Annotated in this window: 18 protein-coding genes and 1 riboswitch; of the genes, 17 read left to right on the plus strand and 1 reads right to left on the minus strand. The window is 55.5% G+C overall.

The features are described 5' to 3' along the window. Window positions 1-257: 257 nt before the first annotated feature. From UCI88_RS05300 to UCI88_RS05315, 4 genes are all read left to right on the plus strand, one after another. Complete coding sequence (locus tag UCI88_RS05300) at window positions 258-2384, plus strand: ASKHA domain-containing protein (RefSeq protein WP_256179539.1); 2127 nt, start codon at window positions 258-260, stop codon at window positions 2382-2384. Between the two features lie 12 nt (window positions 2385-2396). Next, window positions 2397-4868, plus strand: a complete 2472-nt coding sequence (locus UCI88_RS05305; RefSeq protein WP_256179538.1) for a homocysteine S-methyltransferase family protein — start codon at window positions 2397-2399, stop codon at window positions 4866-4868. A gap of 16 nt (window positions 4869-4884) precedes the next feature. Then, window positions 4885-5859 carry a Gfo/Idh/MocA family protein gene (locus UCI88_RS05310; protein ID WP_330024086.1) on the plus strand — a complete coding sequence of 325 codons (975 nt, stop codon included), beginning with the start codon at window positions 4885-4887 and terminating at the stop codon, window positions 5857-5859. A 143-nt stretch (window positions 5860-6002) separates the two neighbouring features. After that, window positions 6003-6926, plus strand: coding sequence for a metallophosphoesterase family protein (locus tag UCI88_RS05315; protein ID WP_256179537.1), 924 nt, complete (start codon window positions 6003-6005; stop codon window positions 6924-6926). 107 nt (window positions 6927-7033) lie between these two features. Here the strand turns inward: UCI88_RS05315 and UCI88_RS05320 are convergent, their stop codons facing one another. After that, window positions 7034-8644: a peptide chain release factor 3 gene (locus tag UCI88_RS05320; RefSeq protein ID WP_044503925.1), complete on the minus strand. Its 1611-nt coding sequence runs from the start codon at window positions 8642-8644 to the stop codon at window positions 7034-7036. A gap of 234 nt (window positions 8645-8878) precedes the next feature. Here UCI88_RS05320 and UCI88_RS05325 point away from each other — a divergent pair, with 234 nt between their 5' ends. From UCI88_RS05325 to cobD, 13 genes are all read left to right on the plus strand, one after another. Continuing rightward, window positions 8879-9322: an RrF2 family transcriptional regulator gene (locus UCI88_RS05325; RefSeq protein WP_256179536.1), complete on the plus strand. Its 444-nt coding sequence runs from the start codon at window positions 8879-8881 to the stop codon at window positions 9320-9322. A 46-nt stretch (window positions 9323-9368) separates the two neighbouring features. Next, window positions 9369-9833: a DUF2076 domain-containing protein gene (locus tag UCI88_RS05330; protein WP_049917313.1), complete on the plus strand. Its 465-nt coding sequence runs from the start codon at window positions 9369-9371 to the stop codon at window positions 9831-9833. 141 nt (window positions 9834-9974) lie between these two features. After that, the gene (locus tag UCI88_RS05335) at window positions 9975-10793 is read left to right on the plus strand and encodes a Cof-type HAD-IIB family hydrolase (protein ID WP_256179535.1); all 819 of its coding nucleotides are present in this window, start codon (window positions 9975-9977) and stop codon (window positions 10791-10793) included. A gap of 109 nt (window positions 10794-10902) precedes the next feature. Beyond that, complete coding sequence (locus tag UCI88_RS05340; RefSeq protein ID WP_044503922.1) at window positions 10903-12414, plus strand: phosphohexomutase domain-containing protein; 1512 nt, start codon at window positions 10903-10905, stop codon at window positions 12412-12414. An 87-nt stretch (window positions 12415-12501) separates the two neighbouring features. Then, a riboswitch (ZMP/ZTP riboswitch) is annotated at window positions 12502-12579 on the plus strand. A gap of 45 nt (window positions 12580-12624) precedes the next feature. Further along, on the plus strand, window positions 12625-14304 hold the full coding sequence (locus UCI88_RS05345; protein ID WP_256179534.1) for a formate--tetrahydrofolate ligase: 1680 nt from the start codon (window positions 12625-12627) through the stop codon (window positions 14302-14304). A 1-nt stretch (window position 14305) separates the two neighbouring features. Next, entirely contained in the window at window positions 14306-14926 is a 621-nt protein-coding gene (locus tag UCI88_RS05350) for a cyclodeaminase/cyclohydrolase family protein (protein ID WP_044503920.1), read from the plus strand. A 107-nt stretch (window positions 14927-15033) separates the two neighbouring features. Further along, window positions 15034-15660 (plus strand): site-2 protease family protein, encoded by a 627-nt coding sequence (locus UCI88_RS05355; RefSeq protein WP_044503919.1) that lies wholly within the window; start codon window positions 15034-15036, stop codon window positions 15658-15660. Between the two features lie 9 nt (window positions 15661-15669). Next, on the plus strand, window positions 15670-16218 hold the full coding sequence (locus UCI88_RS05360; RefSeq protein WP_256179533.1) for a hypothetical protein: 549 nt from the start codon (window positions 15670-15672) through the stop codon (window positions 16216-16218). A gap of 93 nt (window positions 16219-16311) precedes the next feature. Then, window positions 16312-17169, plus strand: coding sequence for a zinc metalloprotease HtpX (htpX, locus tag UCI88_RS05365; RefSeq protein WP_065360128.1), 858 nt, complete (start codon window positions 16312-16314; stop codon window positions 17167-17169). 139 nt (window positions 17170-17308) lie between these two features. Then, window positions 17309-18838, plus strand: coding sequence for a cobyric acid synthase (locus UCI88_RS05370; protein WP_256179532.1), 1530 nt, complete (start codon window positions 17309-17311; stop codon window positions 18836-18838). Continuing rightward, on the plus strand, window positions 18835-19794 hold the full coding sequence (cbiB, locus tag UCI88_RS05375; protein ID WP_044503915.1) for an adenosylcobinamide-phosphate synthase CbiB: 960 nt from the start codon (window positions 18835-18837) through the stop codon (window positions 19792-19794). Before UCI88_RS05370 ends, cbiB begins: the two co-directional genes overlap by 4 nt. Then, window positions 19785-20645, plus strand: coding sequence for a GHMP family kinase ATP-binding protein (locus tag UCI88_RS05380; RefSeq protein ID WP_044503914.1), 861 nt, complete (start codon window positions 19785-19787; stop codon window positions 20643-20645). The genes cbiB and UCI88_RS05380 overlap by 10 nt, the downstream gene beginning before the upstream one ends. Window positions 20646-20651: 6 nt before the next feature. Continuing rightward, a complete protein-coding gene (cobD, locus tag UCI88_RS05385; RefSeq protein WP_256179531.1) occupies window positions 20652-21734 on the plus strand; it encodes a threonine-phosphate decarboxylase CobD in 1083 nt (360 codons plus the stop codon). Window positions 21735-21771 lie beyond the last annotated feature (37 nt).

Genomic DNA, 21771 nt, shown 5'->3' on the forward strand with positions numbered 1-21771 from the left:
TGTAATCAGCGCGTAAAGTCTTACCAAGTTATTATACGCCAATCGGAAAGGGCCGTCAAGAAGGGAGATGGCATGGTCGCCGACGGTACGCCGGTCTATGAGGGGAACTGACGAGGAAGCCGTGCCTAAACTCGTGGAAGTGGGACGATTTTTAGCCTGTCAGCGGCAAAATCCCATAAATTTGCAATTATCGGTGGCAGTCTCCTTCGATTTTCGTTATAATATAGCTTAAATAATTATGTAAGGGGGAAAAGGTCATGGCTGATATTCGTATTTTAAGGGGACAACGGATTGTTCCCGACGTCGATCAGGCGCTGCACTTTGCCGGCTATCAGAAGGCCGGTCTTGGCCGGGACAAGAGCCTTGCTCGCTGTCAGGAATTGGTACCGGTCCTGCGCCCGTTGATGCAGGCTAAGGCCGTTTTGGCGTTTACCGACGACAAGGTCTATGCGATCCTGACGTTAGGCGAGGCCGTCAGCCGCCAGCTTGACCGATATGAAAAAGACGGCGACGTCATGGATTCTCTCTTGTTCAATGCCTTGGCCGATACTTGCCTCATGGCCCTTGAAGCAGACGTCCTTCAGAAGCTTCAACTCATCTGCCGGCAAAAGGGCTGCGGCATTACGGGCCGTCACGAACCGGGCAGTGACATTCCCATAACGGCCCAGGCCGACGCTGTGCGAGAAACGAAGGCCCGTCAGTCCGTCGGCGTCACCGTGAATCGAGACTCCGTCCTGTCGCCGGCCAAATCGATGAGCCTGGTCTTTGACGTCGGGCCCGATGCCAACGTATTTCGCGCGGCCCATGACTGTGCGGCCTGCCCTAAGACCGACTGTGACCGCCGGCAGGATAAGGGCGGCGAAGCCGTCGTGACCGTTCCGGCCGGGGTTAAGGTCGATGAGGCCATCCAAGGACAGGGAACGAGCCTTCCCATGCCCTGCGGCGGCAAGGGCCGCTGCGGAAAGTGCCGCGTCCGCGTCGTGTCGGGAACGCTTGCCGTGACGCCGGCCGACCGCAACGTCTTCTCCGACAGCCAATTGCGTGAAGGTTGGCGGCTGGCCTGTCAGGCCGAAACGACGGAAGACACGGAGATCGCCGTACCTCTTCGCGAACAGCAGGGATTTTCGGCACTGGCCCTTCATGAAGATGAGACCTCCGGCGATGACCTTTTGGCGAACCATGGCTGCGGCATTGCCGTCGATATCGGGACGACGACCATTGCTGCGGCCCTCGTCGATCAAAGGGACGGCCGCATCGTGGCTGCGGCGACGACCGGAAGCCATCAGCGCTCCTTTGGGGCCGACGTCATCAGCCGTATCGATGCGGCCAATAAGGGCAAGGGCAAGGCCTTGCAGAAAGCCGTTCGCCGGGATATTCTGGGACTGATGGAAAAACTCTTTGACGATCATCCCGAAGCCAAAGCCTCGTGCCATAAGGTTGCCATCGCGGCCAATACGACCATGATTCACCTGCTCATGGGCTGGTCCTGTGAAGGCCTTGGAAATTGGCCCTTTACGCCGGTCTCCTTAGGCGGCGAGACCTATTCGTTCAGCGAGGTCTTTGGAAAGGGCGGCTTCCTGACGGACTGTCAGGTTACCTTGATTCCCGGTATGAGTACCTACGTCGGCGGCGACATTACGGCCGGCATTGCCGCCTGCGGCCTCATGGATTCCGACGAAGTTACCTTATTCATCGATTTAGGTACCAATGGGGAATTGGTCCTGGGCAATCGGAATCAGCGCTTCATCGCCTCGGCGCCGGCAGGACCGGCCCTCGAAGGGGGCAAACTAAAGTGGGGGACGGCCAGCGTCTCCGGCGCCATCTGCGGCGTCCGAATCGAAGGCGGTAAAGCCGTTGTCCGCACCATTGACGGCGCCGTTCCCGTCGGTATCTGCGGGACCGGCATCATCGAAGCCATGGCCGGCCTCGTTTCAGAAGGACTCGTCGATGAGACGGGAAAATTAGAGGAACCTTATTTCACCATGGGCTTTACCCTGGGGTCGACCCTCGATTATGAACGCATCGTCCTCAGCCAGAAGGATATTCGGGAAATCCAAATGGCTAAGAGTGCCATTCGGGCCGGTATTGAAACCCTCATCGAACGGAGCGGCATCGATCGCCGACGCATCGATCGGGTTTGCCTGGCCGGGGGGTTCGGTTATCGCCTCGACCCGGAGAAAGCCGCCGTCATCGGCCTCTTGCCGCCTGATTTAGCGGCTAAGGCGACAGCTGTCGGCAATACGGCCCTCCAAGGGGCAGCGGCCTTCCTGTCAGGATCCCTTTCGGAGGAGAACCTGCGGACGGCTGCCGCCGGGGCTGAAGAAATTGTCCTTGGCAACGAAGAAGCTTTTCAACGCTTGTACATTTCATATATGAATTTTTAGGGGGAAGGTAGATTGACCAACGAAGCATTTCAGCGGCTCTTAGACAGCGGCGTCGTCCTCCTCGACGGCGCCACGGGAACCAATTTACAGCAGGCCGGCATGCCTATCGGCGTCTGCCCGGAACAATGGATTTTGGAAAATCGTCAAGTCATGATCGACTTGCAGCGGAAATTCATCGATGCCGGCACGCAGATCGTCTATGCGCCGACCTTTACGGGAAACCGCCTGAAACTGGCGGAATACGGATTAGACGATGATTTAAAAGCCATCAATGAGGGGTTGGTGGCCATTTCGAAAGAAGCGGCTGGAGACAAGGCCCTGGTCGCCGGCGACATGACCATGACCGGCCGCCAGCTCTATCCCATGGGGGATTTGACCTTTGAAGAATTGGTGACGGTCTATAAGGAACAGGCGAAGGTCCTTTATGAAGCCGGCGTCGACCTCTTTGTCGTCGAAACGATGATGAGCCTTCAAGAAACGCGGGCCTGCGTCCTGGCCATCAAAGAAGTCTGCGATTTGCCCATCCTGGCCACCCTGACCTTTGAGAAAGACGGCCGCACCTTATACGGTACGCCGCCGGAAGCGGCTGTCGTCGTCCTCGAACACTTAGGCGTCGACGCCGTCGGTCTTAACTGCTCGACAGGGCCGGCCGACATGGTCGATACGGTGCGGACGATGTACGAGTACGCCAATATCCCTATCATCGCCAAGCCCAATGCGGGCCTTCCGGAACTTGACGGTGACAAGACGGTCTATAAGACGACGCCCGAAGAATTTGCCAAAGACGGACTCCTCCTCATCGAAGCCGGGGCCCATATCGTCGGCGGCTGCTGCGGAACGACGCCGGCTCATATCAAGGCCTTGGCCGACGCCGTAAAAGATTTGACGCCGAAAGTTCCTCAGGCCGTCCATTCCCGCGTACTGGCCTCGGAACGGCAGGTATTAGAAATTCACCTCGACGGCGATTTTCAAGTCATTGGCGAACGCATCAACCCGACGGGCAAGAAAAAACTCCAGGCTGAATTGAGAGCGGGAAAACTCGACTTAGTCCGCTCCATGGCCCGCGAACAGGAACGGTACGGGGCGTCCATTCTCGACGTCAACATGGGGACCAACGGCATCGACGAAAAAGACATGATGCTCAAAGCCATCTATGAAGTAACCGGTGTATCGGGACTGCCGCTGAGCATTGACACCAGTTCGCCGGACATCATGGAAGCGGCCCTTCGGATCTATCCCGGACGGGCCTTGGTCAACTCCATTTCCTGTGAAACGGAAAAATACGAAAAGCTCCTGCCCGTTGTCAAGAAGTACGGCGCCATGTTCATCGCCCTTCCCGTATCGGATGAGGGCATTCCCAAGACGTTAGCGGAAAAACACGCCGTCCTCGACGAACTCTTGGATCACGCCTATAAGGCCGGATTTAAGCCGGAAGACATCGTCGTCGACGCCTTAGTGGCGACCGTCGGCGCGGCGCCGTCGGCAGCTCTCGACTGCATGGCGACCTTTTCCCACTGTAAAAAAGATTTGGGCCTGGCCACGGTCTGCGGCCTGTCCAACATTTCCTTCGGCCTGCCCGACCGGATGTACGTCAATGCCGCCTTCCTTTCCATGGCTATTGCCAGCGGCCTGACCATGGCCATTGCCAATCCGTCTCAGGACCTCTTGATGAATACGGCAGCCGCTGCCAATATGCTCATGAACCGCGAAGGAAGCGACCTCGGGTATATTCGCCGCATGCAGTATTTCGACAAGAAAGAAGCCGAAGCGAAACGTCAGCAGGAAGCGGAACTCTTGGCCCGTCATGGTGAATCCTTGTCCGGACCGGCCTCGGGGGAGTCTGAGGGCACGGACGAAAAGCCGGTCAGTCCCGTCTATCAGGCCGTCTTAGACGGCGAGAAAGAGGCCATCGTTGCCCTGGCTCAAGCGGAGCTGGCCAAGGGGATGACCCCTGGGGCCGTCATCGATGAACAGCTCATTCCGGCCATTACGAAAGTCGGTGACTTATACGACAAGCAGATTTATTTCCTGCCCCAGCTCATTGCCAGCGCTAATACGATGGAGACGGCCATTGCTTACCTTGAGCCCCTCATCCAAAAGGCACCGGGCGAGAGCGACATGGCGACCATCATCATCGCCACCGTCGAAGGCGATGTCCATGACATCGGCAAGAACCTCGTCGGCCTCATGCTGCGCAACTACGGCTATAAGGTCATCGACCTCGGCAAAGACGTGCCGGCCGGCAAGATCATCGAAACGGCCCTTTGCCACAAGGCGTCTGTCGTCGGCCTGTCGGCCTTGATGACGACGACCATGATGCATATGAAAGATGTCATTGCTGAAGCCGCCGAACGGCATTATGACGGAAAAATCATTATCGGCGGCGCCGCTGTGACGCCGAGCTTTTCTGATGAAATCGGTGCCGACGGCTATTCTAAAGACGCGGCAGACTGTGTGAAACTCGTCAGCCGCCTGTTATCGTAAAAGGGGGATTTGTATCATGACATCTTATCGTTGGGCAACCTTAGGCTGCGGTGTTATCGGCAATGAATTGGCTCAGGCCATGCAGCAGTTAGGGGGAAACTTGTATGGCGTCGGCAATCGGACCCATGCTAAAGCCGTCTCCTTTGCCGAAAAATACGGCATTTCCAAAGTTTATGACAAGCCGGAAGACATCTTTTCCGACCCCGACGTCGATATCGTCTACTTATCGACGCCGCATAATACCCATATCCAGTACCTGATTCCGGCCCTTGAAGCGGGCAAGCACGTCCTCTGTGAAAAGTCGATTACCCTCAACAGTGACGAACTGGCCCGGGCCCGTAAGGTCGCCGACGAAAAAGGCGTCGTCCTGGCCGAAGCCATGACCTTGTACCACATGCCGATTTATAAGAAACTTTCTGAACTCGTAAATTCCGGTGCTTTAGGGAAAATGCGCTTCGTCCAGATGAATTTCGGCAGCTATAAAGACTACGATATGAAGAACCGTTTCTTCAACCGCAGCTTAGCCGGCGGCGCCCTCCTCGATATCGGAGTCTACGCCCTGTCCTTCGTGCGCTACTTCATGACGGCTCAGCCCGACCAAATCGCCTCTCAGGTCCTGCGGGCCCCGACCGGCGTCGATGAACAGGCGGGCATCCTCCTTCAGAATAAAGAAGGGGAAATGGCAACCTTAGCCCTGTCCCTTCACGCCAAGCAGCCGAAACGAGGCATGGCCGCCTTCGATAAGGGCTATATCGAAATCTACGACTATCCCCGGGCTCAAGAAGCGACTATTACTTACACCGAAGACGGCCGCAAGGAAGTCATCCGGGAAGGCAGCACGGCCAAGGCCCTGCAGTACGAAGTCCTCGACATGGAACAGGCCGTTGCTAACGGCGGCAAGGGCATGTGCCAGGAATACACGAAAGACGTCATGGACCTCATGACTGCCATCCGTCAGCAGTGGGGCCTGACTTATCCGGAAGAAGAATAGGCATAATTGAGACTGAAAGGACCTTATAGAACGCGTCCTTTTACAGACATTTCCACCAGTCTTTGCAAAAGTTATACAGGCTCTCGCTATACTTAGTATGTACAGCGAGAGCCTGTTTTTATTGGGGATGAGGAGGAGATGCCATGTTTTCGTCACTGTTTTCCAGGAATCGAGACGACCTGGAAAGAAAAAATTATTCGCGCCTGTCCATCATTAGTGATTTCCATTATCCGTGTAAAAAGCTGGTCACGCCGAAAGAGCGCCTGCGCTATATGGCTGCCAAAGAGGGGGCCCTGCAGGATATGAACGACTGGCGCGACCTTGATTTAGCCGTCTTTACGGGCGATATGGTCCAGCGTAACGGCAGTGCCGAAGAATACCGCCTGGTGCGGCTCGTCGTCAACGGCCTGAAAAAGCGGAAAGCCTTCATTGCCGGCAATCATGAACTGCTCTATACGGGCCACGGCGAGGATCTCCGGCCCTGCAGCAGTACGGAACGAATCCTGCACTTTGCCCGCTATACCAAGACCTTCGGGCCCCTTTATTATGCCAAGGAACAGCGGGGCTATCTCCTCGTCTTCCTGTCGCCGGACACGGTTACCGGCGGCGCTGCCGTCGAATTATCTCACCAGCAGCTGACCTGGCTCGACCAAACTTTGGCCGCTCACCGTCAGATGCCGACGATCATCTTCTGTCACGCTCCCTTAGAAAATACAGCCGTTCCCGAAAAGAACGGCGTCAGCCTGCCGTCGCCGCGCAACTCCGCCCAGCCCGCCGCCGACATCCGCCGCATCCTGGCCCGCCACCACCAGGTCCGCCTGTGGGTATCGGGACACACCCATACCATGCCGGACGATGCGACCTTTATGGATGACCAGAACTATTATGAAGGCCGGGTCCTCAACGTCTATAACAGCGACTGGGACGAAGATACCATCTATTCCAACTCTATCTATCTTTACAACGACCGCATCCTCGTTCGGACTTATAATCATACCGAGGGCATTTGGCTGCCGGCCTTCGACCGCACCATCACCCTGCCGGAATGGTGCCGCGCCGTCGCTTAGTCTGTATATTGGAATCAACCCTTATCTTGTTCAGCATATAAAGAAGACCGGAAAGAAGTGCATTCCATTTCTTTCCGGTCTTTTCAGCGTGCTTACGATGATTGTGATTATTCTTCTTCGTCTTCGATGGCCAGTTGGTCCGGCGTCGTGCAGAAGGTGAAATCGGGATTCCGTTCGACGATCCAGTTGGCCTGCCATTCGTTGGTGATGAGCAGGACGACGCGCTGTTTATGGTCTTTGACGATCATGGCGCTGTCGATATTCTTGAGGTCCTTATAGTCGTTTCCGTTGTCCTGGATCCAGCGGGCGACGGTGTAGGGCAGGCGGTTCATTTCTAAATCGACGCCGTATTCGTGCTTCAGCCGGTATTCGAGGACTTCGAACTGCAATTGGCCGACGGCGCCGACGATGTAGCTTTCCATGGAGCCCATGTTTTCATAGATCTGGACGGCCCCTTCCTGGGCTAACTGGGTCATGCCCTTGAGGAACTGTTTGCGCTTCATGGAGTCCTTGGCGCGGATGCGGGCGAAGAGTTCCGGCGGGAAGGTCGGGAAGTCTTTAAAGGTGACCTTCTTTTTGCCGTCGTATAAGGTGTCGCCGACGCCCATGGTGCCGTTGTCAAAGACGCCGATGATGTCGCCCGGGTAGGCATCTTCGATGATCGTCCGTTCCGTTGCCAGGAACTGCTGGGGCTGCATGAGCCGCAGTGTCTTGCCGGACTGACGGTGGGTGACGGACATGCCCTTTTCGAATTTGCCCGAGCAGATGCGCATGAAGACGATGCGGTCGTGGTGCTGGGGATTCATGTTGGCCTGAATCTTAAAGACGAAGGACGTGAACTGATCCGACGTCGGGTCGACGGAGCCTTCGAGGCATTTTCGCGGCTGCGGTTTCGGGGCCATGCGCAGGAATTCTTCGAGGAAGGGCTTGACGCCGAAGTTGGTCATGGCCGAGCCGAAGAACATGGGCGTCAATTCGCCGCGCTTGACCTTTTCCATGTCGAATTCATCACCGGCTTCGTCGAGGAGTTCGATGTCGTCGATGAGGCCCTGGTGGACGTCTTCCTCGAGGAGTTCCTTGAAAATCGGATCGTCGGCCGAGCCCTTGGTCGAGGCTAATTTTCTCTGGCCGTGGGTCGTGTCCTTTTCAAAGAGTTCGATAGACGACGAGGCCCGGTCGTAAATGCCCTGGTAGCTGCCGTTGAGGCCGATAGGCCAGTTCATGGGGTAGGCGTGGATGCCCAGGATGTCTTCGATTTCATCCATGAGGTCGAAGGGGTTGCGGCCGAAGTGGTCGATTTTATTGACAAAGGTAAAGATGGGGATGCCCCGTTCTTTACAGACGCGGAATAACTTTTTTGTCTGCGCTTCGACGCCTTTGGCGACGTCGATGAGCATGACGGCGCTGTCGGCGGCCATGAGCGTCCGGTACGTGTCTTCACTGAAGTCCTGATGGCCCGGCGTATCGAGGATGTTGATGTGATGGCCTTCGTAGTCGAACTGCAGGACCGAGCTGGTAACCGAGATCCCACGCTGCTTTTCGATTTCCATCCAGTCGGAAACGGCGTGCTTGGCCGTTTTCCGGGCTTTGACGGAACCGGCCAGGTGGATGGCGCCTCCGTAGAGCAGCAATTTTTCAGTCAGCGTCGTCTTACCGGCATCGGGGTGAGAGATGATGGCAAAAGTACGGCGATTATTTACTTCATCGATTAATGACATAGTACACCTCATCTATTGTTAAAGCTAAAATATGCAAGTACTCTTTATTATATAAGTTTTTGCAGTCACTGGCAAGATTCTATTATGCATAAAACGGGTCCTTCAGGCCCTTACTTATAAATTTTAGATAGATATGAATTTTTTATCATTTCCTATGAGTAAAGTATAGCCTTCCTCTTGATTTCAGGTTATAATAGACTTAATCCATAGAGAATAGAGAAGGAGCATGTTAAAGTGATAATAACAAGAGAAACTGACTACGCAATACGTATTTTACGGTCCCTGGCCGATTGGGAACAGAAGAATATTCGGGAAATCAGCGATGAACAGCTGATTCCTCGTCAGTTTGCTTACAAGATTTCCAAGAAGCTCGAACAGGCCGGATATATTGAAATCATCCGCGGAGCCCAAGGCGGCTGCCGACTGGTGAAAGATTTGCATGAATTGAACCTGATGGACGTTATCACCGTTATGGATCGGGATAACATGATCATCAGCTGCCTCGACGGCAACTTTGAATGCCTGTATCGCCGCCGTCACGGCTCTTGCCCGACCCATGATGCCTATGCAGCCATTCAGGATAAACTGGCGGAAAACTTGGCGGCTATCCCCTTACACACTTTGATCTCTGCTTCGGGGGAAAAAACGGATCCGCTTCCGGCAGAGAAAGCAGAATAACGCCGGACGCCGTTCCGGTTCATCGATAGATAGGAAAGGAATTACCATGAAGAAAAAGCTTTTTTGCGTGACTTGTCTCTTACTTCTCCAGACGGCCTTTTTTGCGGCGCCTGTGTACCAGCCGGTCCAAGCTGCAAAAGGCGGTATTCGCATGTCGGCCCCGCGGTCGGCACCGGCGGTGACGGCTCCCAAAGCGGCGCCTAAGGCCAATACGAATAATAACGCTTCATCGGCACAATCCCAGACTCGCAATCAGACGGCTGCGCCTCGGGCCAACGCCAATACGACAGCCAATCGCTCGTCGGCTTGGGGCGGCGCTATGCGCGGCATCGGCCTCTTTGCCGGGGGCATGTTCCTGGGCAGCATGTTGAGCAGCCTCTTTGGCATGGGGAACTTTGGCTGGGCCGCCGATTTTCTCGGCCTGTTGTTTAATGTAGTACTCATTTATGTGCTGTTTAAGGCCGTGTCGGCTGTGTGGCGGGCCATCCGCGACCGGCGGCATCGATCATAAAAAAGGAAGGGCAGAAGCCCTTCTTTTTTGACTATAATGGGACTGATTCTGTCCCTGGGGTGGCGGGAATGCCTCAGACATGATATGTTCGTAGTATCAGTTAGTAACTATCCCGTCATGCGATTTGTAAAGGAGTAGGTCATGAATAACTATAAAATCATTGCTTGTGATATGGATGAAACGCTGCTCAGCAGCGATGCGACGATTTGTCAGCGCAATATCGAAGCCATTGCCAAGGCTGTCGCAAAGGGCGTCAAATTCGTGCCCTGCACGGGTCGGAGTTTTCGCACCATTGACGGCGTCTTGAAGACACTCCGTCTTTTTGAACAGCCCGACCAGTACGTCATCGGCCTCAATGGCGGCAACATCACGGAAAATAAGGGCAGCCGCTCCCTTTTCTGGGACCCTATTCCCTTTGACCTGGCCGATCAGATTTTTTGCAAGTGTGCTTCCTACGGCCAGTGCCTGCACATCTATACGCGGGACGTCGTCTACATCACCAATATTACGCCTGACGAAGAAGCCTTCCTGAAGGGCCGCATGGCCTACACGCCCTGCGAAGAAACGACCCTCGATTTTATCCGCGGTAAAGAAGAAGTCGGGAAATTGATCCTGACCAATACGGACTACGACTATTTGGAACGAGTTCATGCCGAATTGAAACCCCTCCTCGACGACATTACGGTCAGCTTCTCCAGCAACCGCTACATCGAATTCATGCATAAAGGCGTCAATAAGGGCGCCGGCCTCTTGAAATTGGCCGACATCCTCGGCGTGCGTCCGGAAGAAACGATGGCCATCGGCGACAACATCAACGACATCGACATGCTCAAAGCCGCCGGCCTGTCCGTCGGCGTCCGCAACTTGAATCCGGCCATCCGCCCGTACTGCGACGTCGTGACGGAAGCTACCAACAACGAAGGCGCCGTCGCTGAAGCCGTCGAAAAATACGTATTATAAGGGACAGGTCCCTGCACGCCTTGCGTCAGGGGCCGATTTTCAGTATGATAGATGTAGATTACAGAAAGGAAAAGCTGTCTTATCGGGAATAGGCAGCAGGAACAGGCATATGAACTCTACCGAAGCTATCTTAAAATTACAGAATGGCAGTGACGTCCGCGGCATCGCCGTCGAAGGCGTCCCTGACGAAAAGGTCAACCTGACGCCGGAAGCGGTCAACCGCATTGCCGCCGGCTTTGCCAAATTTTTAGCGCAGAAGCTGGGAAAAAAGGAAGGGGACTTACGCATCGCCGTCGGTCACGACTCGCGCATCTCGGCTGATATGATGAAAGAAGCCGTCTTTGCCGGTCTCCTCGGCCGGGGCGTTTACGTTACGGACTGCGGTCTGGCATCGACGCCGGCCATGTTCATGTCCATCATTTTTGAAGACACGGCCATGGACGGGTCCATCATGATCACGGCCAGCCACTTGCCGTACAATCGAAACGGCCTCAAATTCTTTACCAAGGACGGCGGCCTTGAAAAGAAGGAGGTCAAAGAAGTCCTGACGCTGGCGTCGAACCTTACGGCAACGGCCGTATCGACGGCAGCCATCGCCTCTTTGGACCTCATTGAACGCTACGCCCTCCACCTGCGTCAGAAGATCTGCGCCGGCCTCTGTGCCGGCATGTTCGACCGCCCCTTAGAAGGGATGCACATCGTCGTCGACGCCGGCAACGGCAGCGGCGGTTTCTTTGCGACGAAGGTCTTGGCACCTCTCGGCGCCGATACGACGGGGAGCCAGTTCCTCGAACCGGACGGCCACTTCCCGAACCATATCCCCAATCCGGAAAACAAAGAAGCCATGGCCTCCATCCGGAAAGCCGTCCTCGACAACAAGGCCGACCTGGGCCTCATCTTCGATACCGACGTCGACCGCATGAGCGCCGTCCTGCCCAGTGGGGAAGAAATCAACCGCAACGCCCTCATCGCCATGATGGCTGCCATTTTGGCGCCGGACTATCCGGGCAGTACCATCATTACCGACTCGGTCACGTCCGATGAATTGACGACCTTCCTTCAGGACGAACTGCACCTCGTCCATCATCGTTACATGCGGGGCTATAAGAACGTCATCGACGAATGTATCCGCCTCAACAAGGCCGGCACCGTATCGCCCTTGGCCATCGAAACGTCGGGCCACGGCGCCTTAAGCGAAAATTACTACCTCGACGACGGCGCTTATTTGGCCGTCAAACTCCTCATGGCTGCCGCCAAAGCCAAGAAGGCCGGAAAACCCTTAGGCGACCTCATCAAAGCCCTCGGCCAGCCTGCGGAAGGCGTGGAATATCGCCTTAAGATCACCGGTGACGGCGACGTACAGGCCTACGGGGCTGACGTCCTCAAGGCCTTTGAACAGCGGGCCGAAGAAAAGGGCATTGCCATTGCCAAACCGTCTTATGAAGGCGTCCGCCTCGTATTCGACGGCGGCTGGGCCCTCCTGCGCATGTCCCTCCACGACCCCAATATGCCCCTTAACATCGAAAGCAAGACCGTCGGCGGATGTGAAACCATCGCCAAGACCGTAAAAGGTTTCCTGGCCGGTTTTGACCGCTTAGACATTACCGTCCTTCCGGACTAAGACCGGCGGCGTCTTGTTCCAACGTCCATTCATACCGTACGTAAAAACAGCCCTTGACGACGAGGGCTGTTTTTTTGTATAATAAATGCACAATCATGTGACTGACGGAAGTGGAGTTACCACGGGGAGCATGATTTCTTGAAGCCGACCGTCTGGGCAACTTACCAGCGGAGCGGCCTTTTTTTATGCAGCGGACAAGGAGTGACTACCATGGCAAAGGTATTAAGCGATATCGAAATTGCACAACAGACGACATTAGAACCGATTACGACCATTGCAAAAAAGGTCGGACTGACCGACGACGACTTGGAACTCTACGGGAAATACAAGGCTAAGATTTCCTTTGACGCCATCAAGCGCCTTTCTAAAGAAAAAGACGGCAAACTTGTCTTGGTTACGGCCATTACGCCGACGCCGGCCGGCGAAGGCAAGACCTTAACGACCATTGGTTTGGCACAGGCTTTGAATTACATGGGCCATAAGGCCGTCGTCGCCCTGCGCGAACCCTCTCTGGGCCCTGTCTTTGGCATCAAAGGCGGCGCTGCCGGCGGCGGTTATTCCCAGGTCCTGCCCATGGAAGACATCAACCTCCATTTTACCGGTGACATGCACGCCATTACGGCGGCCAACAACCTTCTGGCAGCGGCCATCGACAACCACGTCCATCAGGGCAACGCCCTTCGCATCGACGTGCGCCGCATCATCTGGAAGCGGGTCATGGATATGAACGACCGGGCCCTTAGAAACCTCGTCGTCGGCATGGGCGGTAAGGTCTGCGGCTTCCCTCGGGAAGACCACTTCATGATCACCGTCGCTTCGGAAATCATGGCTGCTTTATGCTTAGCCCGTGACCTCATGGACCTCAAGAAGCGGATGGGGGACATCACCGTCGCTTATGACCTGGACGGAAATTTGGTTACGGCCCGTCAGCTCGGCGTCGAAGGGGCCATGGCCATCCTCATGAAAGATGCCATCAAACCGAATCTGGTCCAGACCATCGAACATACGCCGGCCCTCGTTCATGGCGGTCCCTTTGCCAACATCGCCCACGGCTGCAACTCCGTCGTCGCCACGAAACTGGCCATGAAGATGGGCGACATCGCCGTTACGGAAGCCGGTTTCGGTGCCGACCTCGGCGCTGAAAAGTTCATGGACATCAAGTGCCGTTTCGCCGGGATCAAACCCGATGCCGTCGTCATCGTCGCTACCGTCCGGGCCCTCAAGATGCACGGCGGCGTCGATAAGAAGAACCTCCAGGAAGAAAACGTCGAAGCCTTGAAGAAAGGCTTTGCCAATCTTGCCAAACACATTGAAAACATGCGCCTCTTCGACGTTCCCGTCGTTGTCGGCATCAATAAATTCATCAGCGATACGGATGCGGAAATCCAGGCCCTGCGCGACCTCTGCGCCGACTACGGCGTCGAAGCAGCCCTCAACAACTGCTGGGCTGAAGGCGGCAAGGGCGGCGTCGAAATGGGCGAAAAGGTCCTCAAGATGCTGGAACAGCCCAAGACGCCGTACAAACCGATCTACGACGTCAACGCCTCCATTCCGGAAAAACTGACGGCCATCGTCCAAAAAGTATACGGCGGCGACGGCGTCGTCTTTGAAGGCAACGCGAAAAAACAGATTCAGGAACTGGAATCCTTCGGTCTCGACCACATGCCGATCTGCGTCGCTAAGACCCAATATTCCCTGTCGGACAATCCGGCCCTCCTCGGTGCTCCCAAAAACTTTACGGTCACCGTCAAAGACGTCCGCGTCTGCACCGGTGCCGGCTTCATCGTCTGCCAGACGAGCAATATCATGACCATGCCGGGCCTGCCGAAGGTCCCGGCGGCCAACCGCATGGACATCGACGAAAACGGCGTCATTACAGGTCTCTTCTAAGATGGATTATACGAAGTTCCAATCGATGCCCCTCGACGAGCTCCTGACCGTTACGGCATCGAAAGAACCTATTCCCGGCGGCGGCGGCATCGCTGCCATGACGGCTGCGTCGGCAGCAGCCTTGGTCGAAATGGTGGCCAACCTGACCATTGGGAAAAAAGGGTATGAAGAAATCGAAAAACTCATGATTTCCATTCGCGATAAGGCCCGGGTGCTGCGGCAGCGGTATCTCGAAGGCATCGCCGAAGACGCGGCGGCCTTCGACAACGTCATCCGTTCTGTCCGCCTGCCCAAGGATACGCCCAATCGGGCGGCCATCGTCCAGCAGGCCTTTAAAGATGCGGCTACGTCGCCCTTTGAGTTGGGGAAGGACATCTTCGCCCTCCTGCAATTAGCGGAACAGGTCGTCCGCTACGGCAACGCCTGGGTCATCACTGACGGGGCCATTGCCGCCATGAACGCCAGAGCCGCCATGAGGTCTGCCTTCTACAGCGTCCGCATCAATCTGCGGTCCATCAAAGACGAAGCCTTCGTAGCCCGGATGATTGCCCAGATTCGCGAAATTGAAGAAAAGGCCGTCATGGTCGAACAGAATGTAGAATACGAATATCGTCAGCGATAATAAAAACAGCATAACCTGAGAGAGACTGTCGTACCCGTGTGCGGCAGCCTCTCTTGTTATATAGGGCAAGATACCGTATAATATAAAGTATACGAAAGGAGAATACAATGTTTGATTTTAATATACTCGCGATTATCGCCGGTATCCCCGGCCTGCTCATTGCCCTGGTCATTCACGAATATGCCCACGCCCAAGTCGCAGACTGGATGGGGGACGATACGCCGCGAATGATGGGGCGCCTGACACTGAATCCCGTAGCTCACATCGATCCGGTAGGACTGATGATGCTCCTCGTAGCCCGCTTTGGCTGGGCGAAACCGGTCATGATCAACCCCGGCAACTTCCGCAACTGGCGGAAAGGGGAGATCTGCGTCGCCTTAGCCGGCCCCGTATCCAACCTGATCACGGGCTTTATCGCCCTCGTCGTCCAGCTGATTTTCGCCAAGCTGAACCTCTTCACCTCGACGGCCCTGCCCATGGTGCTGCAGCTCATCGTCTTGTACAACGTCAACTTCGCTATCTTCAACATGCTGCCCTTGCCGCCCCTCGACGGCTCACGGGTCCTGATGTGCTTTTTGCCGACGGAATGGTCGTATAAGCTGGCTGGCATCGAACGCTACAGCTTCCTGATCCTCATCGCCTTGATGATGACCCCTGTTTTTACGTATATTTTGATTCCCCTGCAGCGCTTGATCTTCACGTTGTTCTCGCTGCTTTTGGCTCCCTTTTGGTAAGGAGGGTTTATGATGATGTATAAGAAAATAATCGCAGCCGGTTTATTGTGGACGGCCCTTACGGCCTCGGCCGGCGCTTTTGACTATAACCAGTCCGTCGATGAAATCGCGGCCAATCCCTTGACGGCCTATCAGACGGTGTACCTCGGCATGCCGAGAGCCGATTTTGACGGCAACTTCTCGGTTTTATCGGATTGGACCTTCTACGGCAGCACCGTGTCCTTCACGGAAAAAGCCGAACGGACGTCGGTCGTCAAGAACGTTTCCGTCACGGAAGGCATTGAAATCTTCTCCGCTGATACGTCGGCCAAAGGCCGGGTCCTTGCCTTTGACAACTATTTCAAGACCAAGGACAAGGCCACGGCCAAGTCCATTTACACCCGCCTCGTAGCCACTATCTATTCCAATATGGAAAACTTCCCGGTCAAACAGAGCGATAAGGAAGTGGAATGGAAACAAGACGACGTCTCCATCACCGTCGCCTTTGACGGCCAAAAGGACAGTGACGGCGACTACATCGTCTACATCCGCCGCTACAACAACGAGATCCTGAAATAGCCTTTGTTGACAATGAACCTGAGAACGTATATAATAGGGTCATAGTTGATTTAACCTTTTGACCTTTAGCTTTTTTTGAAGAGGGTGAGTTTTATGAACAGTGTGAAAACGGTATTCCTCATGACGGCCCTGGCCTGTATCCTCATGGCTCTGGGCGGCATTTTCGGCGGCCGCAGCGGCGTCATGATTATGTTTATTATCGCCATGGGTATGAATTTCTTCTCCTATTGGTTCAGCGATACCATGGTACTGCGGGCTTATAAGGCCGAACAAGTCGGAGAAGATCACTATCTGTACCGCATCGTAGCCGATTTGGCGCAGCGTGCCGATTTGCCTATGCCCAAAGTCTACATCATTCCGACCGACGTGCCCAACGCCTTTGCAACCGGACGAAATCCGTCCCACGCAGCCGTAGCGGCAACGGCAGGGATCATGAATCTCCTCGATGAAGATGAAATCCGCGGCGTTTTGGCCCATGAAATGAGCCACGTCCTTCACCGCGACATCCTCATCAGTACCATCGTCGCTTCCTTTGCCAGTGCCATCGCCATGATTGCCAATATGGCCCAGTGGGCTGCCATCTTCGGCAGCGGCCGCGATAATGACGGCGAAGGCGGCAATCCCATCGCCCTCATCGCAACGGCTCTCTTAGCGCCCTTAGCGGCGTCGGTCATCCAAATGGGTATCTCGCGGACGCGGGAATACATGGCCGATGAAGAAGGGGGACGCATGATCGACGATCCCATCGCCTTGGCCCGTGCCTTGGCGAAAATCGACAATTACGCCCACTATCAGGTATTGCCCGGTGCCAGCAAGGCAACGGCCCACATGTGCATCATCAATCCCTTTTCCGGCGCCCGCAGCACGCTGATGAACTTGTTCAGCACTCATCCGCCGACAGAAGAACGCATTGCACGCCTCGAAGACTTAGACAGACAATTACACGGATAAAACCTATGCAGCCGCTCTCTGGAAATTATTTCCGGAGGGCGGCTTTTTCCGTTTCCCGGCGTTTGCATTTTTTTGCAGAAACGATATAATTAAACCATTGCAGCCACACCGTTTTTTTTATGACAGGAGGGGATAAGGGTTGGCACAATATATCATGCTGCAGGGGACGAGTTCCCATGTCGGCAAGAGCATCCTTACGACGGCCTTGTGCCGTATTTTTTTACAAGAGGGACAGCGCGTCGTTCCCTTTAAGGCCCAGAATATGGCCCTCAATTCTTATGTAACCGCCGACGGGCTGGAAATGGGCCGGGCCCAGGTCGCCCAAGCCGAGGCGGCAGGCCTCCTTCCCATGGTCGACATGAACCCCGTCCTCTTGAAGCCGACGGGAAATGCCTGCTCCCAGGTCATCATTGACGGCCGGCCCGTAGGCAATATGTCGGCCCGGGAATACCACAAGGGCTATGCCATAAAAGCCTTTGACGCCGTAAAGGCGGCTCTAAAACGTCTCGACAAGGCCTACGACACCTTGGTCATCGAAGGCGCCGGAAGTCCCGCCGAGATTAACTTAAAAGATCATGACATCGTCAATATGCGCGTCGCCAAATACCTGGGCGCACCGGTCCTCTTAGTAGCCGATATCGACCGCGGCGGGTCCCTGGCGGCACTGGTGGGCACCTTGGAACTCCTCGATGAAGAAGAACGGGCTCACGTCAAAGGCCTCATCATCAATAAATTCCGCGGCGACGTCTCCCTCTTTACGCCGGCTGTCGAGTTCTTAGAAAAAAAGACGGGAAAGCCCGTCTTAGGCGTCATTCCCTATATCGGCGACCTCGGCATCGACGACGAAGATTCCGTGTCCTTGGAGGACAAGGGAAGCGGGCCGCTGGCCGATACGGTAAACATCGCCGTTGTGAAAGTTCCCAAGATTTCCAATTTCACCGACTTCGACAGCCTGTCGCGGGAAGAAGATACCAATCTCTATTATATCAGTCGACCTGACGAACTTCACGGTGCCGACGCCGTCATCCTGCCGGGCAGCAAGAATACGACGGAAGACTTATTGTTCCTGAAAGAACACGGCTGGGATCAGGCGCTTGTGGCCTTCATGGAGCAGGGAAAACCGGTCGTCGGCATCTGCGGCGGCTACCAGATGATGGGCGATGCCGTCGTCGATCCCGACGGGAGCGAATCCGACTTAGGATCCGTCGAAGGCCTTCACATCCTTCAGGGGACGACGACTTTCAGCCCGGAGAAGCTGACCTTTCAGGTGACGGCCGAATGCCGGAGCCTGCCCTTTTTGGGCGAGTCTATCGACGCCGGGACGCTTACGGGCTACGAAATCCATATGGGACGGACCGACGTTGATGGCAGCGATGCCCATCCCTTTATCGTAACCAGCCGCTCGAAAGCGCCCTGCCAAGTAACGGTCGGTGCGGCCCGGGCTGATGGCCTGGCCTGGGGAACTTACATTCACGGCATCTTTGACAACGATGACTTCCGGTGCCGGTTCCTGAACGTCCTGCGCCGCCGCAAAGGCTGGCAGGATCTTCCCGTTTCCCTGCACTACCGACAGGAAAAAGAAGAAAAGTACGATCGCTTGGCTGCCGTCGTGAGAGAATCCCTCGACATGCCACGCCTGCAGCGCATCATAGAGGAGGGGATACGATGATTACGGTCATCACGGCATTCATTATCGATTTTATCATCGGCGACCCGCGGACGACGCTTCATCCCGTCGCCTTGATGGGGTCCTTTATCAGCATGCTCGAAAGACTCTTTTACAATGAAAAATCATCGAAGTGGGAGCATTTCATCTTAGGCGGTCTCTTGGTTTTCATCACCTTGTTATTTTTCTATAATCTGACCCTGGCCATCGTCCTGATCTTGGAATTTCTTCCTCACCAAGGGGTGAATTACGCCATCCAGGGCCTTATCTTGTCCTTTATGATCTGCCCTCACAGCCTGGCCAAAGCCGGCCGGGATATATATAATTATCTCCTGCGCCACCACCTGCGCATGGCCCGCATCAAGGTCGGCCAGATCGTCGGCCGGGACACGAAGCACCTCGACAGTCCGGAAGTGACGAGAGCGACGGTGGAAACGATTGCCGAAAATACCGTCGACGGCATCGTATCGCCCTTATTTTTCTTCGCCCTCGGCGGGCTGCCTTTGGCCGTCGTCTATCGGGCGGCCAATACCCTCGATTCCATGATCGGCTATAAGAACGACCGCTACCTCTACTTCGGCCGCGTCGCTGCCCGCATCGACGACGTCTTAAACTACATCCCGGCAAGACTGACCGGCCTCTTATTCATCGCCGTCGCTGCCATCCTGGGCCATGACTACAAACAGGCCTGGAACATCATGGGCCGCGATGCGAAAAAGCACCCCAGCCCCAATGGCGGTTACGCTGAAGCGACCGTGGCCGGTGCCCTCGGTATCCGCCTGGGCGGCCACAATCGCTATTTCGGAAAAGATACCTTCCGGGAATACATGGGCGATGCCGGCCGCGAATTGGAACCGATCCATATTAAACAGACCATCCGCCTGATGTACGGCGCGTCCCTGTTGGCAGGGGCCATGACGGCCCTCTTGTCCTGGGCACGGTACGGCCTATGGAGCTGATCGTCCGCGTACCCGGTTCCTGCGGGGAAATCATGCAGGGCTATTGGCAGGGCGAGCCCTTTTTGGTGACCTGTCCCATCGACCGCTACAGTACGGTTACGGTCCGTTCGGGGACGGGACGCCTTGTCGGCGGCGGGGCCAAGGCGAAACGCGCTTTTTCTCTGGCCCTGACTTACTGCCGGGTATCCGAGCTGCCCTATGATTTTTACCTTACGTCTGATCTCCCGGAAGGCAAGGGCATGGCCTCGAGTTCAGCCGATATCTGCGCCGTCCTGGCCGCCGTCGGCTTCGTTTTAGGACGCCCCTTACGTGAACAAGAGATTGGCCGCCTGGCCGCTTCTATCGAGCCGACCGACGGCATTTTTTGTCGGGGCATGGCCGTCATCGAGCCCGATACGGGACGCATCAAGGCCGTATTTTCACAGGTTCCCAAGCTTTCCATCGCCGTCTTTGACTCCGGCGGCATCGTCGATACCGTCGCCTTCCACGAAAAGGGGCGGCGCCGAAGACATCCCGATTCAAAGGCCATGGCGGCCGGCATGGCCCTCTTACAGGACCCACTTACGGCCGAGAACCTGGGGCGGGCGGCGACGTACAGCGCCCTGGCCAATCAGGCTCTCCTCGAAAAGCCGGACTTTCCGGCCTTCGTCGAAAGGGCCCTCCAAAAGCCCTGTGTCGTCGGTGTCAATACGGCCCATAGCGGGACCGTTGCCGGTGTCTTTTTTACCGAAGGGGAGGGCCTTGACGTCCGAGCGGACATCGTCCGCCCCTTGACGGCTGCCTTTCCCGACTGGACCTACGTCGATACGGTCCGTCTCCAAGAGGGCGGCATTTTTATGGAAAGGAGGTGATAGGCAGTGCTTAAACGATTTGAACATGGCGGCAATATTTATGCGGCTCCGCCGCCGGGGAAGGCCTGGCTCGATTTCAGTGCCAACATCAATCCACTGGGACTCTCGCCGGATGTGAGAGATGCCATGACGGCTCACATAGACGCCGTCGTCCACTATCCCGATCCCAAGGGGACGGCCCTTCGGGAAGCCCTTGAAAGAACGTACGGCGTCTCCAAAGATTCTCTCCTCCTGGGAAATGGGGCAGCCGAACTCTTTTATCTCTATATGCATACGTTTCGGCCCCGGCGGGTCTTGATTCCCGTGCCGTCCTTCAGCGAGTACGAACGGGCGGCACGGGCCTGCGGAGCCGTCATTGACTACTGTCATTTGTCGGCGGAAGGGGATTTTTCTTATCCCTGGGAAACCCTGCGCTCTGCCTGTGGTCACGTCGACTGCATCATTATCGGCAATCCCAATAATCCCACAGGGACTTTGGCCTCGGCTCATGAGCTGAAAGCCCTTACGGATCTTGCGGCCCGCAAGGGGACGGACATTCTCGTCGATGAGTCTTTTCTCGATTTTCTCCCATCGGAAGAGGCTTATTCCGTCCGAGAACTGGCACAGGAGACGGATTCGCTGTTCGTCATTCGATCCCTGACTAAATTTTATGCCCTGCCGGGGCTGCGCCTCGGTTTTGGCGTGACGACGCCCTTACGGCGAAGTCTCATGGAAGGCCATAAAGACGATTGGAACGTCAACGTCCTGGCCCAGTATGCCGGCGTCGCCGCCTTAGGGGACCGGGACTACCAAAACGCGTCGCGTCGCCTCGTCGCCGCGGAACGCGATCGGCTCTATGAGGCCTTAACCCATATGCCCGGCATCGAAGTCTGGCGGCCCTGCGTCAACTTCCTCCTATGGCGCCTGGTCGACGGATCCTTGGCAGAACCGCTCATATCCGCCCTTCGTGAAGAGGGAATCTTAGTCCGCTCCTGTGCCAATTACGTCGGTTTATCGCCGTCCTATATAAGGACAGCCGTCCGTTCTCCTTTGGATAACAAATCGTTTATACAGATTTTACAAGAAAAACTAACGAATTTACATGATTAACGAAAAAATATTAAAAGATGGACCTTTGTCTATTAGA

It is taken from the genome of Megasphaera massiliensis (assembly GCF_036305205.1).
Lineage (GTDB): Bacteria > Bacillota > Negativicutes > Veillonellales > Megasphaeraceae > Megasphaera > Megasphaera massiliensis.

Excerpts from the sequence above, each read along its gene's own strand:
- UCI88_RS05300 (WP_256179539.1), top strand. The coding sequence starts at position 258 with ATGGCTGATATTCGTATTTTAAGGGGACAACGGATTGTTCCCGACGTC.
- UCI88_RS05310 (WP_330024086.1), top strand. The coding sequence starts at position 4,885 with ATGACATCTTATCGTTGGGCAACCTTAGGCTGCGGTGTTATCGGCAAT.
- UCI88_RS05315 (WP_256179537.1), top strand. The coding sequence starts at position 6,003 with ATGTTTTCGTCACTGTTTTCCAGGAATCGAGACGACCTGGAAAGAAAA.
- UCI88_RS05320 (WP_044503925.1), bottom strand. The coding sequence starts at position 8,644 with ATGTCATTAATCGATGAAGTAAATAATCGCCGTACTTTTGCCATCATC.
- UCI88_RS05330 (WP_049917313.1), top strand. The coding sequence starts at position 9,369 with ATGAAGAAAAAGCTTTTTTGCGTGACTTGTCTCTTACTTCTCCAGACG.
- UCI88_RS05335 (WP_256179535.1), top strand. The coding sequence starts at position 9,975 with ATGAATAACTATAAAATCATTGCTTGTGATATGGATGAAACGCTGCTC.
- UCI88_RS05340 (WP_044503922.1), top strand. The coding sequence starts at position 10,903 with ATGAACTCTACCGAAGCTATCTTAAAATTACAGAATGGCAGTGACGTC.
- UCI88_RS05345 (WP_256179534.1), top strand. The coding sequence starts at position 12,625 with ATGGCAAAGGTATTAAGCGATATCGAAATTGCACAACAGACGACATTA.
- UCI88_RS05350 (WP_044503920.1), top strand. The coding sequence starts at position 14,306 with ATGGATTATACGAAGTTCCAATCGATGCCCCTCGACGAGCTCCTGACC.
- UCI88_RS05355 (WP_044503919.1), top strand. The coding sequence starts at position 15,034 with ATGTTTGATTTTAATATACTCGCGATTATCGCCGGTATCCCCGGCCTG.
- UCI88_RS05360 (WP_256179533.1), top strand. The coding sequence starts at position 15,670 with ATGATGATGTATAAGAAAATAATCGCAGCCGGTTTATTGTGGACGGCC.
- htpX (WP_065360128.1), top strand. The coding sequence starts at position 16,312 with ATGAACAGTGTGAAAACGGTATTCCTCATGACGGCCCTGGCCTGTATC.
- cbiB (WP_044503915.1), top strand. The coding sequence starts at position 18,835 with ATGATTACGGTCATCACGGCATTCATTATCGATTTTATCATCGGCGAC.
- UCI88_RS05380 (WP_044503914.1), top strand. The coding sequence starts at position 19,785 with ATGGAGCTGATCGTCCGCGTACCCGGTTCCTGCGGGGAAATCATGCAG.